Source organism: Prevotella sp. P6B1 (assembly GCF_000702825.1).
Lineage (GTDB): Bacteria > Bacteroidota > Bacteroidia > Bacteroidales > Bacteroidaceae > Prevotella.
Genome location: NZ_JNKF01000011.1, coordinates 451,607 through 468,333 on the forward strand (window position 1 = coordinate 451,607; position 16,727 = coordinate 468,333).

The following is a 16,727-nucleotide window of genomic DNA, read 5'->3' on the forward strand; positions in this document are numbered from 1 at the left end:
ATCGAAGTTGAGACAATAAAAGAGTAAAAAAGTAAAACGGTAAAAAATTTAACAACAACACAAAAACAAAATTAGAATTATGGCACTTAAAGTTAAAGCACAGGAAAAGTTGCAGAAGATTGGCAAGTATGAGGGCACTTATCGCTACATCATGATGCCGGAGTTGTACACCTCACTCAGTCAGGAAAAGGTGATCCAGGAAGCTGCCCTTCGCAGCGGCGTGAGCAAGGGTGTGATGCAGGTATGCTGGGATGCAGCCGGCGAGGTAATCAAGGCGTGGGCCACTGAAGGTCACTCGGTAGCGCTGCCAGGTCTGGGAACCATGCGATTCGGCTTGCGCGCCAAGAGCGTGGAGAAGGTGGACGAGGTAAAGACCGGACTGATTTCGAGTCGCCGCATCATCTTCACTCCAGCGGTAGATCTGAAGCAGGCGCTGGCAGGCACTACCATCCAGATTACCTGCTACGACCGCGACGGCAACGAGGTGAAGCGCGTGACCAGCACCGATCCTGGTACGGTTGAGGACAACGAGAATCCAGAGAACGAGAACGGCGGCACTAATGAGCCTACCAACGGTGGCCAGGGCGGCAACACAGGCGGCAACGGCGGCGGTGAGCCTAACCCCGACGGTAGCACCGAAGATTAGCGCTTAGGGGCGAAAGCCCCAGCGCTTTAAAGAAAGTTCAAAGCTAAAAGTTCAAAGTTCAAAGTTATGAGTAAGAAAGAAAGCATTAAGTTTATCGTGCAGCTGATTGCATCGATTGCAACAGCCATCCTGACTGCACTGGGAGCTACAAGCTGCGTAGGCGCTTGGTAAAATTCACCCTCAGGTTTCAAAAAACGAAGCCTGAGGGTAAATATTTTTGTTTCTTGTATTTTCACAAATCTTCTTAAATCTGCGGCAGGAATACCAAATAAATGCCGACTTTTCACTATTTTTGCCACAAGATTATGAATCATTAAGCAATACAAAGACGTATGATGAAAGTGGGAATTATTGGTACGGGCTGGATTGCCGAGAAGGCGGCCATCACCCTGAACGGATTAGACTGTTGCGAGGCCTATGCCGTGGGTTCACGTAATCAGGAAAAGGCAGCGGCTTTTGCTGCCAAGTGGAACATCAGGAAGGCGTACGGCTCGTACAGCGAGCTTATCGCAGACCAGGATGTTGACCTCGTGTATATCGGCACGCCGCACTCGCACCATTACGACGTGACCCGCGAGGCTATCCTGGCTGGTAAGCCCTGTCTGGTGGAGAAAGCGTTTATGGCCAACGCCAGGCAGGCGCAGGATATCATCAGTCTGGCTCACGAACGGCATGTGTTCCTGGCCGAAGCCATCTGGACGCGCTATCAACCTGCCGTGGGCATTGTCAGAGGACTTATCGCTGACGGACGTATCGGGCAACCGCGACTGGTAACTGCCACCCTTGGCTATTCGATGGGTAACAAGGAGCGTATCATGCGCGCTGACCTCTGCGGAGGTGCCCTACTCGACCTCGGTGTCTATGCGCTGAACTTCGTACGTATGTTCTGCGATAGCGATATTGAGACCATCGACGGGCATTGCGTGAAGAGCGCCACTGGTATGGATCTGACCAATGCCATCACCATCATCCTGAAGGACGGCATCCTTGCCAACGTCCAGTCGTCGGCACAATGTGTGGGCGACAACATCGGCGTCATCGCAGGTACAGAGGGAAATATCATTATCGACAATATCAACAATCCGCAGACGATAACCCTGAATGGTCCCGACCGTACGTATGTGGAGACCATTCATGTACCACAGCAGATAACGGGCTATGAGTACCAGTTCCTGGCTTGTAGGCAGGCACTTATCGACGGACTGACAGAGCCTCGCGAGATGCCTCATGCCGAGACGCTCTACATCATGCAGCTGATGGACGACCTCCGCCGCAAATGGGGCGTCAGCTATCCGATGGATGAATTTTGAATTTGTTTGGCAAACTTACAGATGTACAGTGGCACCGAGGCGAATCTCGAAGGTATTGGCTTTCACATCATCAGCATATTTATAATGTGTTCTGCGAACATAGTATGAACTGGAAAGTACAATACTCCAGTTGCGGGCAATGTCGAATTCGGTCAACGGGTTGATAACAAGCAATGCCGCATTACCTTTGTCGCCTTGCGAATTAAGATGCAGCATATCTTCGTGTGTCATGTTAGCAAAATCCGTATCACGATCGTAGCCCTTCCAGGTGAAGATACGATAGTAATGGGCATTAAGAATAAAACGTCCGAAGTTACGCATCTCCATGTGGGTTTTTGTCTTCACGCTGAAGCCGCTACCCATGTTGTAGTCACGGTCGATGATATTGTAGTAGTCGCTCTTGGTTCCGCCCAATAAGATTACATTGGCAAAGATTCGTTGCTCAAGGTGTGAGAGTGCGCCTACCTCGGGCATCTGAATAATAGCACCAGGACCAAAGGCTGCTGCCTCGCTGATGCGATAAGGCGTGAGGTCGGAACCGTTTTTTACAGGTTTCGAGTCGAAATAGTCGAAATGCTGATACAGACCGAATTCGGCTTTGATGTTCCTGCGTTCTATCATCGGTGTGCTCCACAAACGTCCCAGAAGATGTATCTGATTGAGTATGGGCTGATTGCTGGAGATTCCGCCTGTAAACTCCATCTCAAAAAAGTCGTAAGGTGCATTGTGCTCACCCTCGTTTACTGGGTCGCCATATTGCAGATAGAGATTGATGTATGGATTGTGTTCGCCCTTGAACAAACCACCATCGTCGGCCAAATAACGATCGCCCAACGATATCGACACGTCGATAGGATTACGATTATAATCGTGGTATCTGTAGTTACGGCTGCGCACTTTCCACGCATCACCAGTGGCAAATCGCTTCAATTCACCCATAGGGTTAAAGATGGTAGCTCCTAACTCACGCCAGAATCGAGGCCAGCCACGTTTCGAATCATTTAAGAAAATCTTGCTGATACGATTGGTGATTTCGCCAATGCAGATACCACCAAAGGTGGTGGCTATCAAGTCGTTAAGCGCTGGTGGTTCAATCTCTCCTAAAAACTCCCATTCCAGTGAGCCAATCATCGCATACGGAGCCGACTCCCAGAAGTTGAGCCCCTGGGCTCGGGCTGAATTGAAATACAGATTGCCATGATAGGGATGCATAAACAGATTGGTTGAGAACACATCGTTATCCCACACAAATCCGTTCTTAAAGTTCTGGCTCCAGGTATGAAGTGTAGTTTGCGCAAAGTCCTGGTTGGTGATTACACGGTCGAACAGATGTACAAATGCATTCACGCCTGTCACCTGTCCCAGAGCCCACCAGGGATGCTTCTTCCCCACTCCTATTGCCATCACTGAGTCGGCAGGCGTACGGTCTTCGGTTCGCTTGTTAACCGCTGATTCGCGGTGTACATTGTGCGGATAACGGAAGGTTAGTCCGGCTTCGGCCAGCATACGATGGCGATATTTTAGTTCGTGATAGTAATAGCGCGTGTCGCCATATCCCACCGAGGCAAAAAGTGCCGTTCTGGGCGATAACTGATAGTCGGCATTGATGCGAGCCTGTATCGAGAACAATTGCGAGGGGCCGTCGTTACTGTGTTTCTTAAATGTTTCGATATGGTAATAGCCTATATCGCCGCTGAGCGACAGTTTTGGCGACAGCTGCTTGAACTGTCCGATACGATAGAAGATGGCACCCGAGAATTTCTCGTCGAATCCCATATAGTGTGTACCTACGCCTAATATACTATAGGTACTTTTGTTACGAAATCTGATGGCACCATTCAATTTCGAGCTGGTACCGCCAAAAAACATCCAATCTATGGTGGTTTGCGGGTTAACATTTACCAGTCCTATCTTGTGCCCGCCGGTATCCTTTGTATAGTTGACAAGTCCCACTTGCCAACCTTTGGTGTGCTTCTGGGCAGTATTCAGCAGCCCTATCTGTACACCATCCAGTTCCTCGGCATAGTTTGATGCTCCCAACTGCATACCGCGCATATAGCCCGACGAGATATTATGGATACCCGATAGCTGCATGCCTTTATCCACGCCCATCGCTATATTTGTAACGCCGCTTAACTGTATGCCCTTCAGTGGCGATGACGAAATGTTTGAGAACCCCGTCAATTGTAGTCCTTTGGCATTATACGCATAGTTTGATATCGCATTCAGTTGCACGCCTTTCAGTGAATCGGTGTGGTTGCTCAAACCGATACTGAAATAAGTGATACGGGTAGAATCGGCTTGATGGTTCTTACCCACATCGATAGTTATACCATGCAGGTGCTGGGCCACGCAAAACAGCGTGCTTAGAACCAGGATGAATCCACTCAGTAAAAATCGTTTCATAAAGCATTGCAATTCTGCCTTGGGATTTAATGATTACTGGTATATCTTTTATTTCTGCTCTTCTAATCATCGTTTTATCTATATCTGATATGTCAGATGACTACAGCCGTTCCGCTGGCGGCTACCATCAGCATCGAGCCGTTGGCACCGATAGTCTCGTAATCCAGGTCGATACCTACAATAGCGTTGGCACCTAAGGCATGTGCACGCTCCATCATCTCTTGCATAGCCTCGTCCTTGGCCTGGCGCAGCACCTTCTCGTAGCTACCGGCACGACCACCTACTATATCACGGATACCAGCAAACAGATCCTTGAACATGTTTGCACCGATGATTGTCTCACCTGTCACCACACCCTTGTACTCACGGATAGTGTGACCTTCGATTGTTGGAGTTGTTGAAAGTATCATATTCGTTTTCTATTTAAAATTTACAGCGACAAAGATAAGCATTAATTTTCAATTATTGTTCGTTTTCTGCGTTAAACTAACAAAAAGCGCCTTTAGAAACATACATATATTTCCATTGCCAAACAAAACTTCGGGAGTCCGTCATAGAATCATTAGCGTCGGCCTCCCGAATTTTTTTTCCAATTGTACATTATATTTATATTATATATGGGAGAATATAACAATACTTCTGGAGGTCGATGTGTTCGATATTGACCGTGGAACCATGGTAGAGTTGTATCATAGATGGCCTCCTTTCCTGTGGCAGTACGTAGCCATGCTCTGCACCATGTCACCCATCGGTTGGGTATGCATCACGTCATAGAAGTCGTGAGCCACCTTGATGGCTCCGTAGCGGCTCAGATAGCGGTAGGCCTCGACGTCGGTCATATGATAGTGACTGGCGAAGGCTGCAATGAGCAGCACGATGTACTCAGATATGTCCTTGATACTAAACATAAATGGATGTCTTTTGTGTGCAAATGTACGATAAATAAGCGAAACATCCAAACGATTTTGGATTTTTGTGGTATTTTATTTTGGTTTTTTGCGCTGTTATGTTTTTGCTTTTTGCGCTGTTTTTATTAATAACTCATGATTAAATATTTGCGTGAGTACTATCGAATTCTGCTGCAAATATAGAACAATATTATAACTTACGCAAATATTTAAACAAAAAACTTCATATATTCTGCGTTAAACTTACCTTCTAATCATCGTTTTTTTATTTAACTGAACTTTCGCAAGTGAATATTCATTCATCAAGCGACTAATTTATACATATCCTGTCCGACCTACAACCATTGCGGTGGTGGGCAGTTATTCAAACGTTCCATTCTCGTATTCTTGCTGGAATTGTGTACACGTCTTGCCTGTGGCTTTCTTGAAGAACCGCATCAGATGTGAAGGCTCTGAGAAGTGGAAGTCGTAGGCAATCTCGCTGACCGTCTTGTGGCTGAACAACAGTCCGTTCTTGATTTCGGCCAGCAGGCGTTGCTTCAGCAGGACGGTGGCTGGAACACCATATTGCGCCATGACGCTCTGGTTAAGCGTCACCCGGCTGACGTGCATCAGGTCGGCATATTCCTGCACACGCTGCAGGTCGCGGATGTGCTGCTCCATCAGTTCCACAAACAGGAAAGCGTAGTGGTTCTTCGGCAGTTCAAAGGGCAGACTATATGTCTCGGTATAGCGTCGGTTCAAGACGGCCAGCAGATAGTAGAGCACGCTGACGATGATATGGTAGCTGTCGGCTACAGGCTGGCGCAGTTCGCTGCGGATTTTCTTCAGCAGCCGTTCGTATTCCGTCAGTTCGTCGGCTGTTGCCATGAAGTATGGTGGCGTGTCGGTCTGCTGGCAGTACTGCAGGCGATAGACAAAGAACTTGTCGGCAATAAACGTACGCATGAAGTCGTTGCGGAAGATAAGGAAATCGTAGTCGAGGGCATCTTCGTCAATGTGCCATTCCTGCTGCTGGTGGGGCTTCAGTATGAGCACCATGCCATCGCGCAGTTCTATCTTCTGGTAGCCCAGCAACAGATAGCCATTGGCCTTACGGAAGAAGAACATCTCGAAAAAATCGGTCTTGAACACGGGGTATTCCGTCAGCACGCCCCTCCGCTCACTACCATGGGCGGTGTTGATAAAGAAATCTACACCACATTCCGTCTTGCTGAAAGGCACCTCTACGAGCCTGTATGTTGTTTTTGCCATACCTCTTTATATGATTTCGGCTGCGAAGGTACGAAAAAAGCGTGATTTATCAAAATGGCATAACAACATGTTGTTCTGGTATAGACATCTTTAACATTTCGCCGTACCTTTGCACCCAGAAATCAAAAAAACAGAAAAGAACATGAAGATTCAACAGATTAGAAACGCTACGATTAAGATTGAGTATGCCGGTAAGGTGATGCTGATAGACCCCATGCTGGGCGAAAAGGGCTGTATGCCTCCGTTCCCGTTCTCGCACCATCAGGAATTGCGCAACCCGATTCACGACCTGCCGATGACGGTGGACGAACTATTAAGGGATGTGGACTGCGTGTTGCTGACCCATCTGCACACTGACCACATAGACGATGCCGCTTATGAGCAGCTGCCGAAGGAAATGCTCATCGTCGTGCAGGACGAGCTGGACCGTGAGGTGGTCGTGTCGCATGGGTTCAAGCAGGTGAAAGTGATTGAGGGCGAGATGCAGCTGGGCGATGTTCGTCTGTCGAAGGCTGAGAGCCATCACGGCCACTGGTGGATGCTGCCGAAGGCCGGCCACACCTGCGGCTATGTGTTCCAGCACCCTGCGGAGCCTACGACCTATCTGGCTGGCGACACCATCTGGTATAGTGGTGTGCGTCGCAACCTTGACCGCTGGCAGCCCGATGTGGTGATAGTCAATGCTGGCGGCAACAAGTTTCATGTGGGAGGGCATGTCATCATGCACATTCCCGATGTGCTGAAGACGATGGACTACGCACCGAAGGCCACCTTCGTGGCCACCCACCTGGAGGGCGTGAACCACAATCACGTCACCCGTGCCGCACTCCTTCAGGCTGCCAGGGAGCATGGAGTGGCTGGGCGCGTCCACATTCCCGAGGACGGTGAGAGCGTAAATGTCAGCAAGTAAACGAGAGACGATGAGTGTTTGTTTCAAAGACCTGAGGCACACCGGCTGAACATTCCCGTTTTCATGAAGGAAGACCTCGTTCCCATTATGGGGGAGGCAAATATGGTACAGGAGTTGCCACAGGAATTTAAGGAAGTATTAAAACAACAGGGTTATGATTTTAAATGACAAACAAGTGCAGTCGGTGATGACAAAGTCATCGCTGCCTGTGGGCGGTTATTCCGTCAATCCGTACGTGGGCTGTACCCATGCCTGCAAGTACTGTTACGCCTCTTTTATGAAGCGCTTCACAGGTCATACCGAGCCGTGGGGGACTTTCCTCGACGTGAAGTACTGGCCTGCCATAACCAATCCGCACAAGTACGACGGCGAGCGCATCGTCATCGGTTCGGTGACAGACGGCTACAACGAGCAGGAGGCTGAATACAAGCGTACCCGTGCACTGCTGGAACAGCTACAGGGTGCCGACTGCGAGATTATCGTCACCACGAAGAGCGACCTCGTGTTGCGTGACCTCGACCTGCTGAAAACGTTCAAGCGCGTCACGGTATCGTGGTCTGTAAACACCCTCGACGAGCAGTTCAAGGAAGCGATGGACGATGCGCCCAGCATCGAGCGACGACTGGCTGCAATGAAGCAGGTCTATGAGTCGGGCATCCGCACCGTCTGCTTCGTGTCACCCATCTTCCCAGGCATTACCGATGTCTTTGCCATCATCGAGCGTGTTAAGGATTATTCTGACCTTGTATGGCTGGAGAACCTGAACCTTCGCGGACAGTTCAAGCCCACCATCATGCAGTACATCCGCGAAGAGCATCCCGACCTGCTACCGCTCTACGACGACATCTACAAGCGCAAGCGCCGTGACTACTGGCAGACGCTCGCCCTGCAGGTGGAAGCCTACACGAAGGAGCACCAGATGCCCTACGTCATCAACGACCTGCCCTATGGTCGCTCAGAGTATGGCCATCCCGTCGTGGTCAACTATTTCTACCACGAGGAAATCAGGCTGACGCGATAGCATGACTTCGATTTCAATTATATTGCCGCATACGTACAATACTGCCGTATGCGGTTTTATTTTGCAGCATTAACAAGCCGTTACTCTAACTCGTATGCCCGCTCCATCGGTATGCATTCCTGACGACAAAAAACGGGAACAGCACCAGAAGATTCAGAACCTGCACGTTTGTAAACTTGCAGTTCTCCTTCTTCTCAGTCCCTATCTGGTCAGGACGTATGTTTATGCACTCCATCACTCTCATAATCGCATTAATTGCACGGTTATTCTCATTTTCTGTGAGAATCAATGCCAACCGCCTGGACCACCACCGCCAGGCTGGTTACCGCCACCACCGCCTGAAGCGCCGCCAGAGTATGACGTGAGACTGACCGACGAGCCACTGCTTACCGTGGCGCCAGTAGCTCCGTAGCCATCAAAGATAGTGGTGCCATTACTCTTCGAAACACTGTAGAGCGAGCTGCCTCCCGATACAATCCATGTGCCTGCAGCAGGAACCTTGAAGGCAAAGGCCATTCCGCTCTGGGTGAACGAATACCAGTTGCTGGTGCTGAGCGATGCCGTATAGCACGACTGTGTGAGCGATGATCCGCTTTCGAGCGACGGATAGGCATATAGCGTTCCGCTCTGTACATAGAGTTTGTAGCCGCCCTCGGTGTTAGCGTCGATAGCCACCTCGGGACTGCTCTTGGTGGTATAGGCAAATACCGTAGCACCCTTGATGTACAGGTTTCCATTAGAGTCGATGGCATCATTACCGGTAGAGTAAGCCCCCACATAGCCACCCGAGAGCGTCATCGTGCTGGCCGAGTTGATGGCATCGTCTGATGAATAAGCATAGATTACACCGCCCGTCACGTCGAGCGTGTTCTTTGTCTCCACTGCCTCGTGGTAGCTGGCCTTTGCACAGGTCGTACCGCCGCTGATAGTCATCGCTCCGTCGGCCTTGATAGCCTTCGGTGATGTCTTCAGCGCGTCGGCCAGATTCTCGGTGGTGCTCGAGCTGGTAGCAGTGCGGATGGTGGTATTGCTGGTGCTCGAACAGTAGGCTATCTGTCCGGTGGTGATAGCCGAAGTTTCGCCGCCACTGATGGTGAGCGTACCATTCACACTGATGGCCTTCCCACCGCTGCCACTACTGGTAAGCGTCAGTATGCCACCGCTGATTGTCATATTACCATCGGCACTCATCGCCGCACAAGCCTTCACCTCACTATCGTCGCTATCCCACGCAGCACTTCCTGTGGTGCTTATGGTGTAAGTTCCATCACTGACGGTCATGCTTCCATCAGCCTTGATACCTTTCGAGGTCGCTGCTGTAGTGGTTATGGTCAGCGTACCGCCTTCCAGATATACGTTGCCGGTGTCTTCGTCCTCGTGGTCGGTGGTCTCGCCCGTCGATGTTGTACCGCCCAGGTCGCACTGTATGCCGTCGTCCCCCACTCCGCTGATGGTCACCGTACCGCTCTTCATCTGGAAATACTCCTCGCAGTTGATGCCGTCGCTTACGGTCGATGTGATGTTCAGCGTCAGGTTCTTGATGGTGATATACGAGGCCGACTTGATGCCGTGCTTATAGTTACCCACCACGTTCAGCGTACCATTACCCTGTAGCTGTATCTGCCCTTTCGAGTATAGGCAGGCCTTTTGCGAGCCACTACCGTCGGTCAGTGTGCTCTTAGTGCCCTTCTTAGCGTTGATTTGTATACGTTTCGAGTTGGTGATGTTGATAGCCGCACCATTAGGGTTGGTCAGTGTTACACCTTCAAGCGATACCGTACATTTGTACGATCCTGCCAGCGTCAGCGAGCCGTCGGTCGTCGAACCGCTGAGCACGTAGGTTATCTCGTCGTCGTCGATAGCTGCTGTGTTACTCTGGGTGATGCTTACATGAGCACCACTCACCTCGGCCGTAACATAGGAGGCTACATTGTCGGCCATTGTCACCGTAGCCGAAGATCCATTATATATAATGTTTACAGTATTGGCATCTACCGTTGAAGAACTGCTACTGGCTATCTGCATACTCGTGATATTGCTGAGCGTGTATGTATCAGAGCCAATGGTCATCGATGTGCCATTGCTGAATGTAGCTGGCGAACTCGATGTTACGTCAGCTGCGTTATAGGATGTTGTACCGCTACTCGTAGTGATCTTCAGCGTCTGCCCCCAGGCTGCTATCGTCAGCACGAGGACTATCATAGAGAATGATGTGCGTTTCATTTTACGTTCAGTTTAAAGGTTCTCTGTTTTGTCTTAATCACAAACACGCCACGGCGCATCTGGTTCTTGCTCACCTTATGGCCCTGTAAATCATAGATTTCGGTAGCCTCGTCCAAGTCGGCCTTCATCACTTCGCTGATGCCAGTAGCAGATGTTTCATCCGATGTCGAGAAATACATCTTACTCAGGTTCGCGAGGCTGAACGATTGCGAACCGATGGTGAGTGTCGAGCTGTCGAGATTAATCGTCACTGGCAGCGACGATACGTCCACGGAGGCTTTCGCCCCGTCCGTCGTCTCAAAAGTCAAATAGGTGTAGTCCTTGGCCTGCGCCGTCAGCGCTCCTACCAACATCATCAGAATTAACAAGTTCTTTTTCATACTTTCGTCGTAGATATATTTATTTTGCAAAGATAGAGATTATAGGCACTTTCTCCAAATATCTTCAACGAACGCCCCGATTCTTTCTGCGAATCAGAAGATCAAGTTTACAGCGACAAAGATAAGCATTAATTTTCAATTATTGTGCGGATTCTGCTGAGAAAGTAGTACCTTTGCACGCGAAAACAAAAGATGAGGAAATCAAGATGGCAGAAGAAAGAATTTACGAGTTTCACAATGTGGTGCCCCTGCAGATACGTTTCAACGACGTTGACAAGTTCGGACACGTGAACAATACCATATATTTTCAGTTCTACGACTCTGGTAAGACTGACTATGTGTCCACCGTATGCAAAGGCTTCGACTGGGATCGATATGCAATCTTCGTAGTGAAGATAGAGGTGGAGTTCTTTGCCCAGATAAAAGGCTCTGACCATATTGCCGTCCGCACCCGTACCGCCAAGCTCGGCAACAAGAGCTTCCATCTCGAACAGGAAATCTTTGACACCGATACGCAGGAGGTAAAGAGCCGCTGCCTGTCGATATTGGTGCTATATGATTTGGAACATAAGCAGTCCATACCGTTTCCCGACGAATGGCGCAAGGCCATCAGCGACCACGACGGACTATAAAATAGTTTGGCTCAGCCTTCGCTGCACCATCATTTAAATAAATCCCAAGGCATTGCAATTCTGCCTTGGGATTTATGATTATTTGGGAATTACTTATGCTTCTTGTAATAATCCAAACCGGCTTGTACGTTCTTGATCACCGCTTCGGACGTATAGGTGGCGCCAGTCACACCATCTACCTGCAGCTTCTGGGCCTCGCTTACCTTCAGGTTATTCCACTTCTCAAACAGTGCCTTCTTCACGCGGGCATAGTATTTGGGAGTCTCCTGATTCTTCAGGGCTTCAATCTTAACCACCTTGTTCTTCTTGATGTAGATTTTCAGCGGCGTGGGACCGTTATAGCCCTCGATATGCTTACCTAATTCCGTAGTGTTAACGATGTACATACCATCCTCTTTGGTGATGGTGTCGTCTTTAAGACCAGCACTCTGAATACAGAGCGCCAGTCCTAAGATGCTAAGCAGTTTAACTTTACTATTCATTGCTATTATCTGTTTTGAAATTAATATTCCGGATTCTGCGTGAGGTTGTGGTTGCGACCTATCTGCTGCTCGGGGATGGGCAGCAGCGACTTGTACGACTTCCAGTTCACCTTCTTGTAGCTGGTCTGGCTGTAGATGGCGTCGGCACGACCCGTACGGTTCAGGTCCATCCAGCGATGACCGCACTCGAAGAAGAACTCCTTGCGCCGCTGACTCTCGATCTCCAACAACAGACTGTCCTTGCTCTGGCTGCCGGTATAGTCGCTGAGGGCGGCACGATGGCGAATCTTGTTGATGTCGGCTACAGCCTGTGCAGCGTCGCCCTGATGAGCGCTGGCCTCGGCACGTATCAGATACATCTCTGCCAGTCGTAGAATCACGTAGCTCTCGTAGTCGGCCGCGCTGGCGGGGGTGGTCATGTTCTTGTATTTATAGGGATAGTAATAGGTTTTGCCGCCGCTGCCTGCCTTTTCTCCTATCCACTCGTTACGCTGGTCGGCAGGCTCCGAACGCAGGTCGGCTGCCAGTTCGTCGCAGAAGTAATAGTTGGCGTAAGTGGCGCGGGCGTTGGGGATAAACAGATTGCCGATACGGGTGTAGCCCACGTAGCTGCCTGTACCGATGAATCCCTCCTGATTGCTCTGCAGGATGGCCTCGCTGCTGGTTGAGAGGAATACGCGCTGGATTGTTTCGAGTGCATATTTGCTGCCCTGTCCGCCATCGGCAGCAGGAATCAGTTTGTTGGCCTCGCTGATGGCCTTATCCCATTGCTCGGTATAGAGATACACGCGGGCTAACAGGGCTGTGGCAGCATCGGCCGAGATACGGGTGGTGCCATTGCCGGCATCCTTCAGATACTGTTGCGCCTGCTGCAGGTCGGCTATGATCTGCTGGTACACCTCGGCCTTAGGTGTGCGTGGTGCAGTAGCTGTCACACTCACATCGTAAGTAGTGAGCAGAGGTACATCGCCAAAGAGATTAACCAGGTAGAAATAAGCGTTGGCGCGAAAAAACAGCGCCTCGCCACGATACTTGTTCAGCTCGTCGGCTGGTATCACCGTCGAGCCCTCAACATGGCCCAGGAAGTCGTTGGCGCCATAGATGCTCGAATAAGGGGCACTCCACAGGTTGGGGATATAGTTGGACGACGAGTTATAGTTGTTCTGACTCAGATCGGCAAACTGGCCTGAACGTGCCAGCAGCTCGTCGCTCAGCTGACTGACGTAGAGCTCCAGTCCCTGATAGTACATCAGGTTGTTCAGGAAGTTGTCTGTATAGAATCCCGTAGCCGCAGTACGTATGCCTTCGGGTGTGGAGAATGTCACATCGGCTGTCAGCGAGTCGGTAGGCGGATCTATCTCGAGCAGGCTCTCGCACGAGCTGAGTGCAAGGGCGGTGACTAATGATAATGCGATATATTTCTGTTTCATACCTATTAATAATTAGAATGTTACGTTTAATCCGAACACCACCGACTGTGTGGGCGGAACCGAGGCATCTCCTGTCTCAGGATCGTAAGCGTCGTAGTTGGTGATGGTCAGCAGATTCTTGCCCTGTACATAGAGCTGCAGGGCGCTGATGCCCAGTCGGCCCACCAGTTTCTGGTCGAAGTCGTAAGCCAGTCGCACGTTCTGCAGGCGCAGATAGCTACCCGTGCTGAAGGCGGCGTCGCTATACGACATATAGCGGTAGTAGGCATCGTAGATGTCGCTGGCGCTGGTGGTGGTCAGTCCTGGATACTTGGCGTCAACACCCGGTGTGGTCCAGTAGTTGCTGGCCATCTCGCGAGTCACGTTCTGGCTCATGCCGATGGGGTTGTAGAATCTCCATAGATAACCATACTCCATGGGCTTGTTGCGGTAGTACAGGCTGAAGTCGAAAGTCAGGTTCTTCCACTTGATGGTGTTCTGCAGTCCGGCGTAGTATTTAGGGTCTTTGCTGCCCAGGGTGATATAGTCGTCGTTGCTGTTAATCTTGCCGTCGCCGTTCTGGTCTTGCACCATGGGCACACCCGTCTGATTGTCAACGCCTAAATACTTGTAACCACGGATGATATTGACCGACTTACCTATCTCGTAGGTGTTGTAATAGCCCGAGTTAGCCAGGTCCTTAAACTTGGTGAGCTTGTTGCTGGGGATGGTAAGGGTGAACTGTGTGGTCCAGCGGAAGTCCTTGGTCTTGATGTTCTGCGTGTTCAGTTCCAGCTCCAGTCCCTTGTTCACAATCTCTGCATCCAGGTTCGACATCATATACGAGAATCCGGTCTGGTTGGGCAGATAGAGGCGAGTGAGCAGGTCCTTGCTGGTGTTGTGATAGTAGTTGGCGGTGAACAGGATGCGATCGTTGAAGAAACCCAGTTCCAGTCCAACGTCGAACTTATCGGTAGTCTCCCAATGCAGGTCGTCGTTAGCCAGATTGCTGGGCACAATACCCACGCTGCCCTCGTAGGGATACTGGCTGGTGGCGTACTTGGTCATGTACTGATAGTCGGTGATACCGTCGTTACCTGTACGTCCGGTCGACACGCGCAGTTTTCCGTAGCTCAGCCACTTCAGATTATCCTTGATAAACTTCTCGTTGCTGAACAGCCAGCCCAGTCCTACCGAGTAGAAGTTGCCATAGCGGTGGTTCTTACCAAAGCGTGACGAACCGTCGCGACGGAAGGTGGCGTTGAGCAGATAGCGGTCCTGCCAGTCGTAGGTGATGCGTCCGAAGAACGATGCACTCTTGGTCTGTGTCGAAGGGTTCTGGTGATAATTGATGAGCGATGCGGCATTGGCATCCTTCAGGAATATGTCGCCAGGATACTTCTGTCCGTACAGCAGGATGGTATGGGTATCGCCGTTCTGATAGGTGGCGCCCAACAGGAAGTCGGCCTTACCGCCCAGCAACTGGCAATTGTAGGTAAGCTGCGGTTCTACTATCAGCGTGCTGGTGGTCATCGTGAAGTAGCGCGCCTGGTTATAGGCGGTGGTGCTCAGCGGATGATAGTAGCTTCGGGGGTACAGATTCTGCTGGTTGCTCGAGCTGTAGTTGTAGCCCATCTGCACCTTGGCGGCCAACTGGTCCCAGAGGCGATAGCTACCGTTGAAGCTGGCGTTGAGCGATGTGGCATCGTTGGTGCCGCTATAGTTCAGGATGCTGAGCGGAGCATCGAAGTTACTGTTGTCCAACAGCCAGTAGGGCTCGCCGTTCTCATCGTATGGCGGTAAGTTTGGCTGCGATGCCACAGCCGAATAGCCTGCTCCTGCAGCATCGGCATCCATCGTGAGCTTGGTCACCGATATGCCTGCATCCAGGTGCAGACGGTGGTCGTCGCTCTGGTGCTGCACGTTAGAACGCCCCGTCCAGCGGGTGTACTTATCGTCGCCAACGGTCACGGTACCCGAACTGTAGTAGCCACCGCTAATCATGAACGATGTGTTCTTGTTGCCACCCGACACGTTCAGTTGTATGTCGGTGCCCCAAGCGGTATTGCCGAACAGGATATCCTGCCAGTCGTAGGTGGTTTGTTGGTCCCAGAGTGTCAGGTCGGGGAACTTGGCTGGTGTCAGGTCGGCATCCGTCACGTAGCCCTTAGCCTTATCAGCCTCGAAGGCCTTGCGGCGCAAAGCGGTATATTCCTCCGTATTCAGAAAGTCGAGTCGTTTGCTCATAAACTGGGCGGTGGTGCTCATCTTCAGGTTCACCTTCACACGCCCCTCGCGACCTTTCTTGGTGGTAATCAGTACCACACCTTTCGATCCGCGCGTACCATAGATGGCAGTGGCGTCGGCATCCTTCAGCACCTCGATACTCTCAATGTCGTTAGGGTTGATGAGCGACAGCTCGTCGGGCAGTCCCAACAGTCCGGTCGATGTGTAGGCGATGGGGTTCTCAGGGTTAGAGTTCAAGGGCACGCCATCCACGATATAGAGCGGTTCTTGGTCGCTCGAAAGGGTGCTGGCACCACGGATAACCATACTGGTTGAACCACCTCCTGGCACACCCGATGCCTGCGCCACATACACGCCCGATGCCGTTCCCTGCAGGGCCATGATGGGGGCATCCTGTGTGGCCTCGCTCACCACGTCGCCCTTCACTTTCGATACAGCACCAGTCAGCTTCTTGCGCGACTGCTGACCGTAGCCCACCACTACCACATCGTTGAGCGAATAGCCATCCTCGTGCAGCTTGATGGTGCCCAGATTGCTTTTGTTACTCATCACCTTCACTTCCTGTTTCTCATAACCCAGATAGTTGATGGTGAGTATAACCGGCAGTTTGTTCGAAGTCAACTGCAGGTTGAAGTTTCCCTCGGCATCGGCTACGGTTCCCTCTTTCGAGTTGTTCACCCTGATGGTAGCGCCTATCAGCGGATTGCCGTTGGCATCAACCACCTTACCTTTAAGCGGATGAGCCTCCGTATATTGAGAAAAAAGGAAAAATAGTGTTAATAATGCGAAATATACTCGTGTTTTCAGAGGCCACCCTACGATGGTCTCAACCAAATTATATACTTTTGCCATGCTTATCTGAAAATAAGTAAGGCACCACCGCTGTTGCACTTCTATTG

Annotated in this window: 15 protein-coding genes; 6 read left to right on the forward strand and 9 right to left on the reverse strand. The window is 50.7% G+C overall.

The genetic code is table 11. From position 1 onward, the window contains the following. The first annotated feature begins 79 nt into the window (after positions 1-79). The 3 genes from T495_RS0106025 (at position 80) to T495_RS0106035 (ending at position 1,956) form a co-directional block, all read left to right on the forward strand. Complete coding sequence (locus tag T495_RS0106025) at positions 80-646, forward strand: DNA-binding protein (protein ID WP_033147959.1); 567 nt, start codon at positions 80-82, stop codon at positions 644-646. Between the two features lie 66 nt (positions 647-712). Further along, complete coding sequence (locus tag T495_RS15840) at positions 713-817, forward strand: smalltalk protein (RefSeq protein WP_155950143.1); 105 nt, start codon at positions 713-715, stop codon at positions 815-817. Positions 818-981: 164 nt separating this feature from the next. Next, on the forward strand, positions 982-1,956 hold the full coding sequence (locus tag T495_RS0106035) for a Gfo/Idh/MocA family protein (protein WP_033148102.1): 975 nt from the start codon (positions 982-984) through the stop codon (positions 1,954-1,956). A 15-nt stretch (positions 1,957-1,971) separates the two neighbouring features. On the opposite strand, the gene T495_RS0106040 is transcribed toward T495_RS0106035, so the two are convergent. From T495_RS0106040 to T495_RS0106055, 4 genes are all read right to left on the reverse strand, one after another. Next, entirely contained in the window at positions 1,972-4,362 is a 2,391-nt protein-coding gene (locus tag T495_RS0106040; RefSeq protein ID WP_033147961.1) for a DUF3943 domain-containing protein, read from the reverse strand. Positions 4,363-4,454: 92 nt separating this feature from the next. Next, positions 4,455-4,772, reverse strand: coding sequence for a heavy metal-binding domain-containing protein (locus T495_RS0106045; RefSeq protein WP_028904296.1), 318 nt, complete (start codon positions 4,770-4,772; stop codon positions 4,455-4,457). A gap of 279 nt (positions 4,773-5,051) precedes the next feature. Next, complete coding sequence (locus tag T495_RS0106050) at positions 5,052-5,270, reverse strand: DUF3791 domain-containing protein (RefSeq protein WP_033147962.1); 219 nt, start codon at positions 5,268-5,270, stop codon at positions 5,052-5,054. Between the two features lie 360 nt (positions 5,271-5,630). Further along, positions 5,631-6,524, reverse strand: coding sequence for an AraC family transcriptional regulator (locus tag T495_RS0106055; protein ID WP_024990708.1), 894 nt, complete (start codon positions 6,522-6,524; stop codon positions 5,631-5,633). A 142-nt stretch (positions 6,525-6,666) separates the two neighbouring features. On the opposite strand from T495_RS0106055, the gene T495_RS0106060 reads away from it, so the two are divergent. Next, positions 6,667-7,434, forward strand: a complete 768-nt coding sequence (locus T495_RS0106060; RefSeq protein WP_024990707.1) for an MBL fold metallo-hydrolase — start codon at positions 6,667-6,669, stop codon at positions 7,432-7,434. 154 nt (positions 7,435-7,588) lie between these two features. After that, positions 7,589-8,455 carry a radical SAM mobile pair protein B gene (locus tag T495_RS0106065; RefSeq protein WP_033147963.1) on the forward strand — a complete coding sequence of 289 codons (867 nt, stop codon included), beginning with the start codon at positions 7,589-7,591 and terminating at the stop codon, positions 8,453-8,455. 285 nt (positions 8,456-8,740) lie between these two features. On the opposite strand, the gene T495_RS0106075 is transcribed toward T495_RS0106065, so the two are convergent. Together T495_RS0106075 and T495_RS0106080 are read right to left on the reverse strand one after the other, a co-directional pair. After that, positions 8,741-10,678, reverse strand: a complete 1,938-nt coding sequence (locus T495_RS0106075; protein WP_033147965.1) for a carbohydrate-binding domain-containing protein — start codon at positions 10,676-10,678, stop codon at positions 8,741-8,743. Then, positions 10,675-11,058 carry a hypothetical protein gene (locus T495_RS0106080; protein ID WP_033147966.1) on the reverse strand — a complete coding sequence of 128 codons (384 nt, stop codon included), beginning with the start codon at positions 11,056-11,058 and terminating at the stop codon, positions 10,675-10,677. The genes T495_RS0106075 and T495_RS0106080 overlap by 4 nt, the downstream gene beginning before the upstream one ends. 206 nt (positions 11,059-11,264) lie before the next feature. Here T495_RS0106080 and T495_RS0106085 point away from each other — a divergent pair, with 206 nt between their 5' ends. After that, complete coding sequence (locus T495_RS0106085; RefSeq protein ID WP_033147967.1) at positions 11,265-11,690, forward strand: thioesterase family protein; 426 nt, start codon at positions 11,265-11,267, stop codon at positions 11,688-11,690. 89 nt (positions 11,691-11,779) lie between these two features. Here the strand turns inward: T495_RS0106085 and T495_RS0106090 are convergent, their stop codons facing one another. The 3 genes from T495_RS0106090 to T495_RS0106100 are packed head-to-tail and all read right to left on the reverse strand — an operon-like array spanning position 11,780 to position 16,680. Further along, positions 11,780-12,172, reverse strand: coding sequence for an FMN-binding protein (locus T495_RS0106090; protein ID WP_051651879.1), 393 nt, complete (start codon positions 12,170-12,172; stop codon positions 11,780-11,782). A 20-nt stretch (positions 12,173-12,192) separates the two neighbouring features. Further along, complete coding sequence (locus tag T495_RS0106095) at positions 12,193-13,602, reverse strand: RagB/SusD family nutrient uptake outer membrane protein (protein ID WP_033147968.1); 1,410 nt, start codon at positions 13,600-13,602, stop codon at positions 12,193-12,195. A gap of 12 nt (positions 13,603-13,614) precedes the next feature. Continuing rightward, positions 13,615-16,680 carry a SusC/RagA family TonB-linked outer membrane protein gene (locus T495_RS0106100; RefSeq protein WP_081832032.1) on the reverse strand — a complete coding sequence of 1,022 codons (3,066 nt, stop codon included), beginning with the start codon at positions 16,678-16,680 and terminating at the stop codon, positions 13,615-13,617. Between the last annotated feature and the right edge of the window lie 47 nt (positions 16,681-16,727).

Coding starts and splice junctions, on each gene's coding strand:
- T495_RS0106065 (WP_033147963.1), top strand. CDS start 7,589: ATGATTTTAAATGACAAACAAGTGCAGTCGGTGATGACAAAGTCATCG.
- T495_RS15840 (WP_155950143.1), top strand. CDS start 713: ATGAGTAAGAAAGAAAGCATTAAGTTTATCGTGCAGCTGATTGCATCG.
- T495_RS0106075 (WP_033147965.1), bottom strand. CDS start 10,678: ATGAAACGCACATCATTCTCTATGATAGTCCTCGTGCTGACGATAGCA.
- T495_RS0106085 (WP_033147967.1), top strand. CDS start 11,265: ATGGCAGAAGAAAGAATTTACGAGTTTCACAATGTGGTGCCCCTGCAG.
- T495_RS0106040 (WP_033147961.1), bottom strand. CDS start 4,362: ATGAAACGATTTTTACTGAGTGGATTCATCCTGGTTCTAAGCACGCTG.
- T495_RS0106090 (WP_051651879.1), bottom strand. CDS start 12,172: ATGAATAGTAAAGTTAAACTGCTTAGCATCTTAGGACTGGCGCTCTGT.
- T495_RS0106080 (WP_033147966.1), bottom strand. CDS start 11,058: ATGAAAAAGAACTTGTTAATTCTGATGATGTTGGTAGGAGCGCTGACG.
- T495_RS0106060 (WP_024990707.1), top strand. CDS start 6,667: ATGAAGATTCAACAGATTAGAAACGCTACGATTAAGATTGAGTATGCC.
- T495_RS0106025 (WP_033147959.1), top strand. CDS start 80: ATGGCACTTAAAGTTAAAGCACAGGAAAAGTTGCAGAAGATTGGCAAG.
- T495_RS0106095 (WP_033147968.1), bottom strand. CDS start 13,602: ATGAAACAGAAATATATCGCATTATCATTAGTCACCGCCCTTGCACTC.
- T495_RS0106100 (WP_081832032.1), bottom strand. CDS start 16,680: ATGGCAAAAGTATATAATTTGGTTGAGACCATCGTAGGGTGGCCTCTG.
- T495_RS0106050 (WP_033147962.1), bottom strand. CDS start 5,270: ATGTTTAGTATCAAGGACATATCTGAGTACATCGTGCTGCTCATTGCA.
- T495_RS0106045 (WP_028904296.1), bottom strand. CDS start 4,772: ATGATACTTTCAACAACTCCAACAATCGAAGGTCACACTATCCGTGAG.
- T495_RS0106055 (WP_024990708.1), bottom strand. CDS start 6,524: ATGGCAAAAACAACATACAGGCTCGTAGAGGTGCCTTTCAGCAAGACG.
- T495_RS0106035 (WP_033148102.1), top strand. CDS start 982: ATGAAAGTGGGAATTATTGGTACGGGCTGGATTGCCGAGAAGGCGGCC.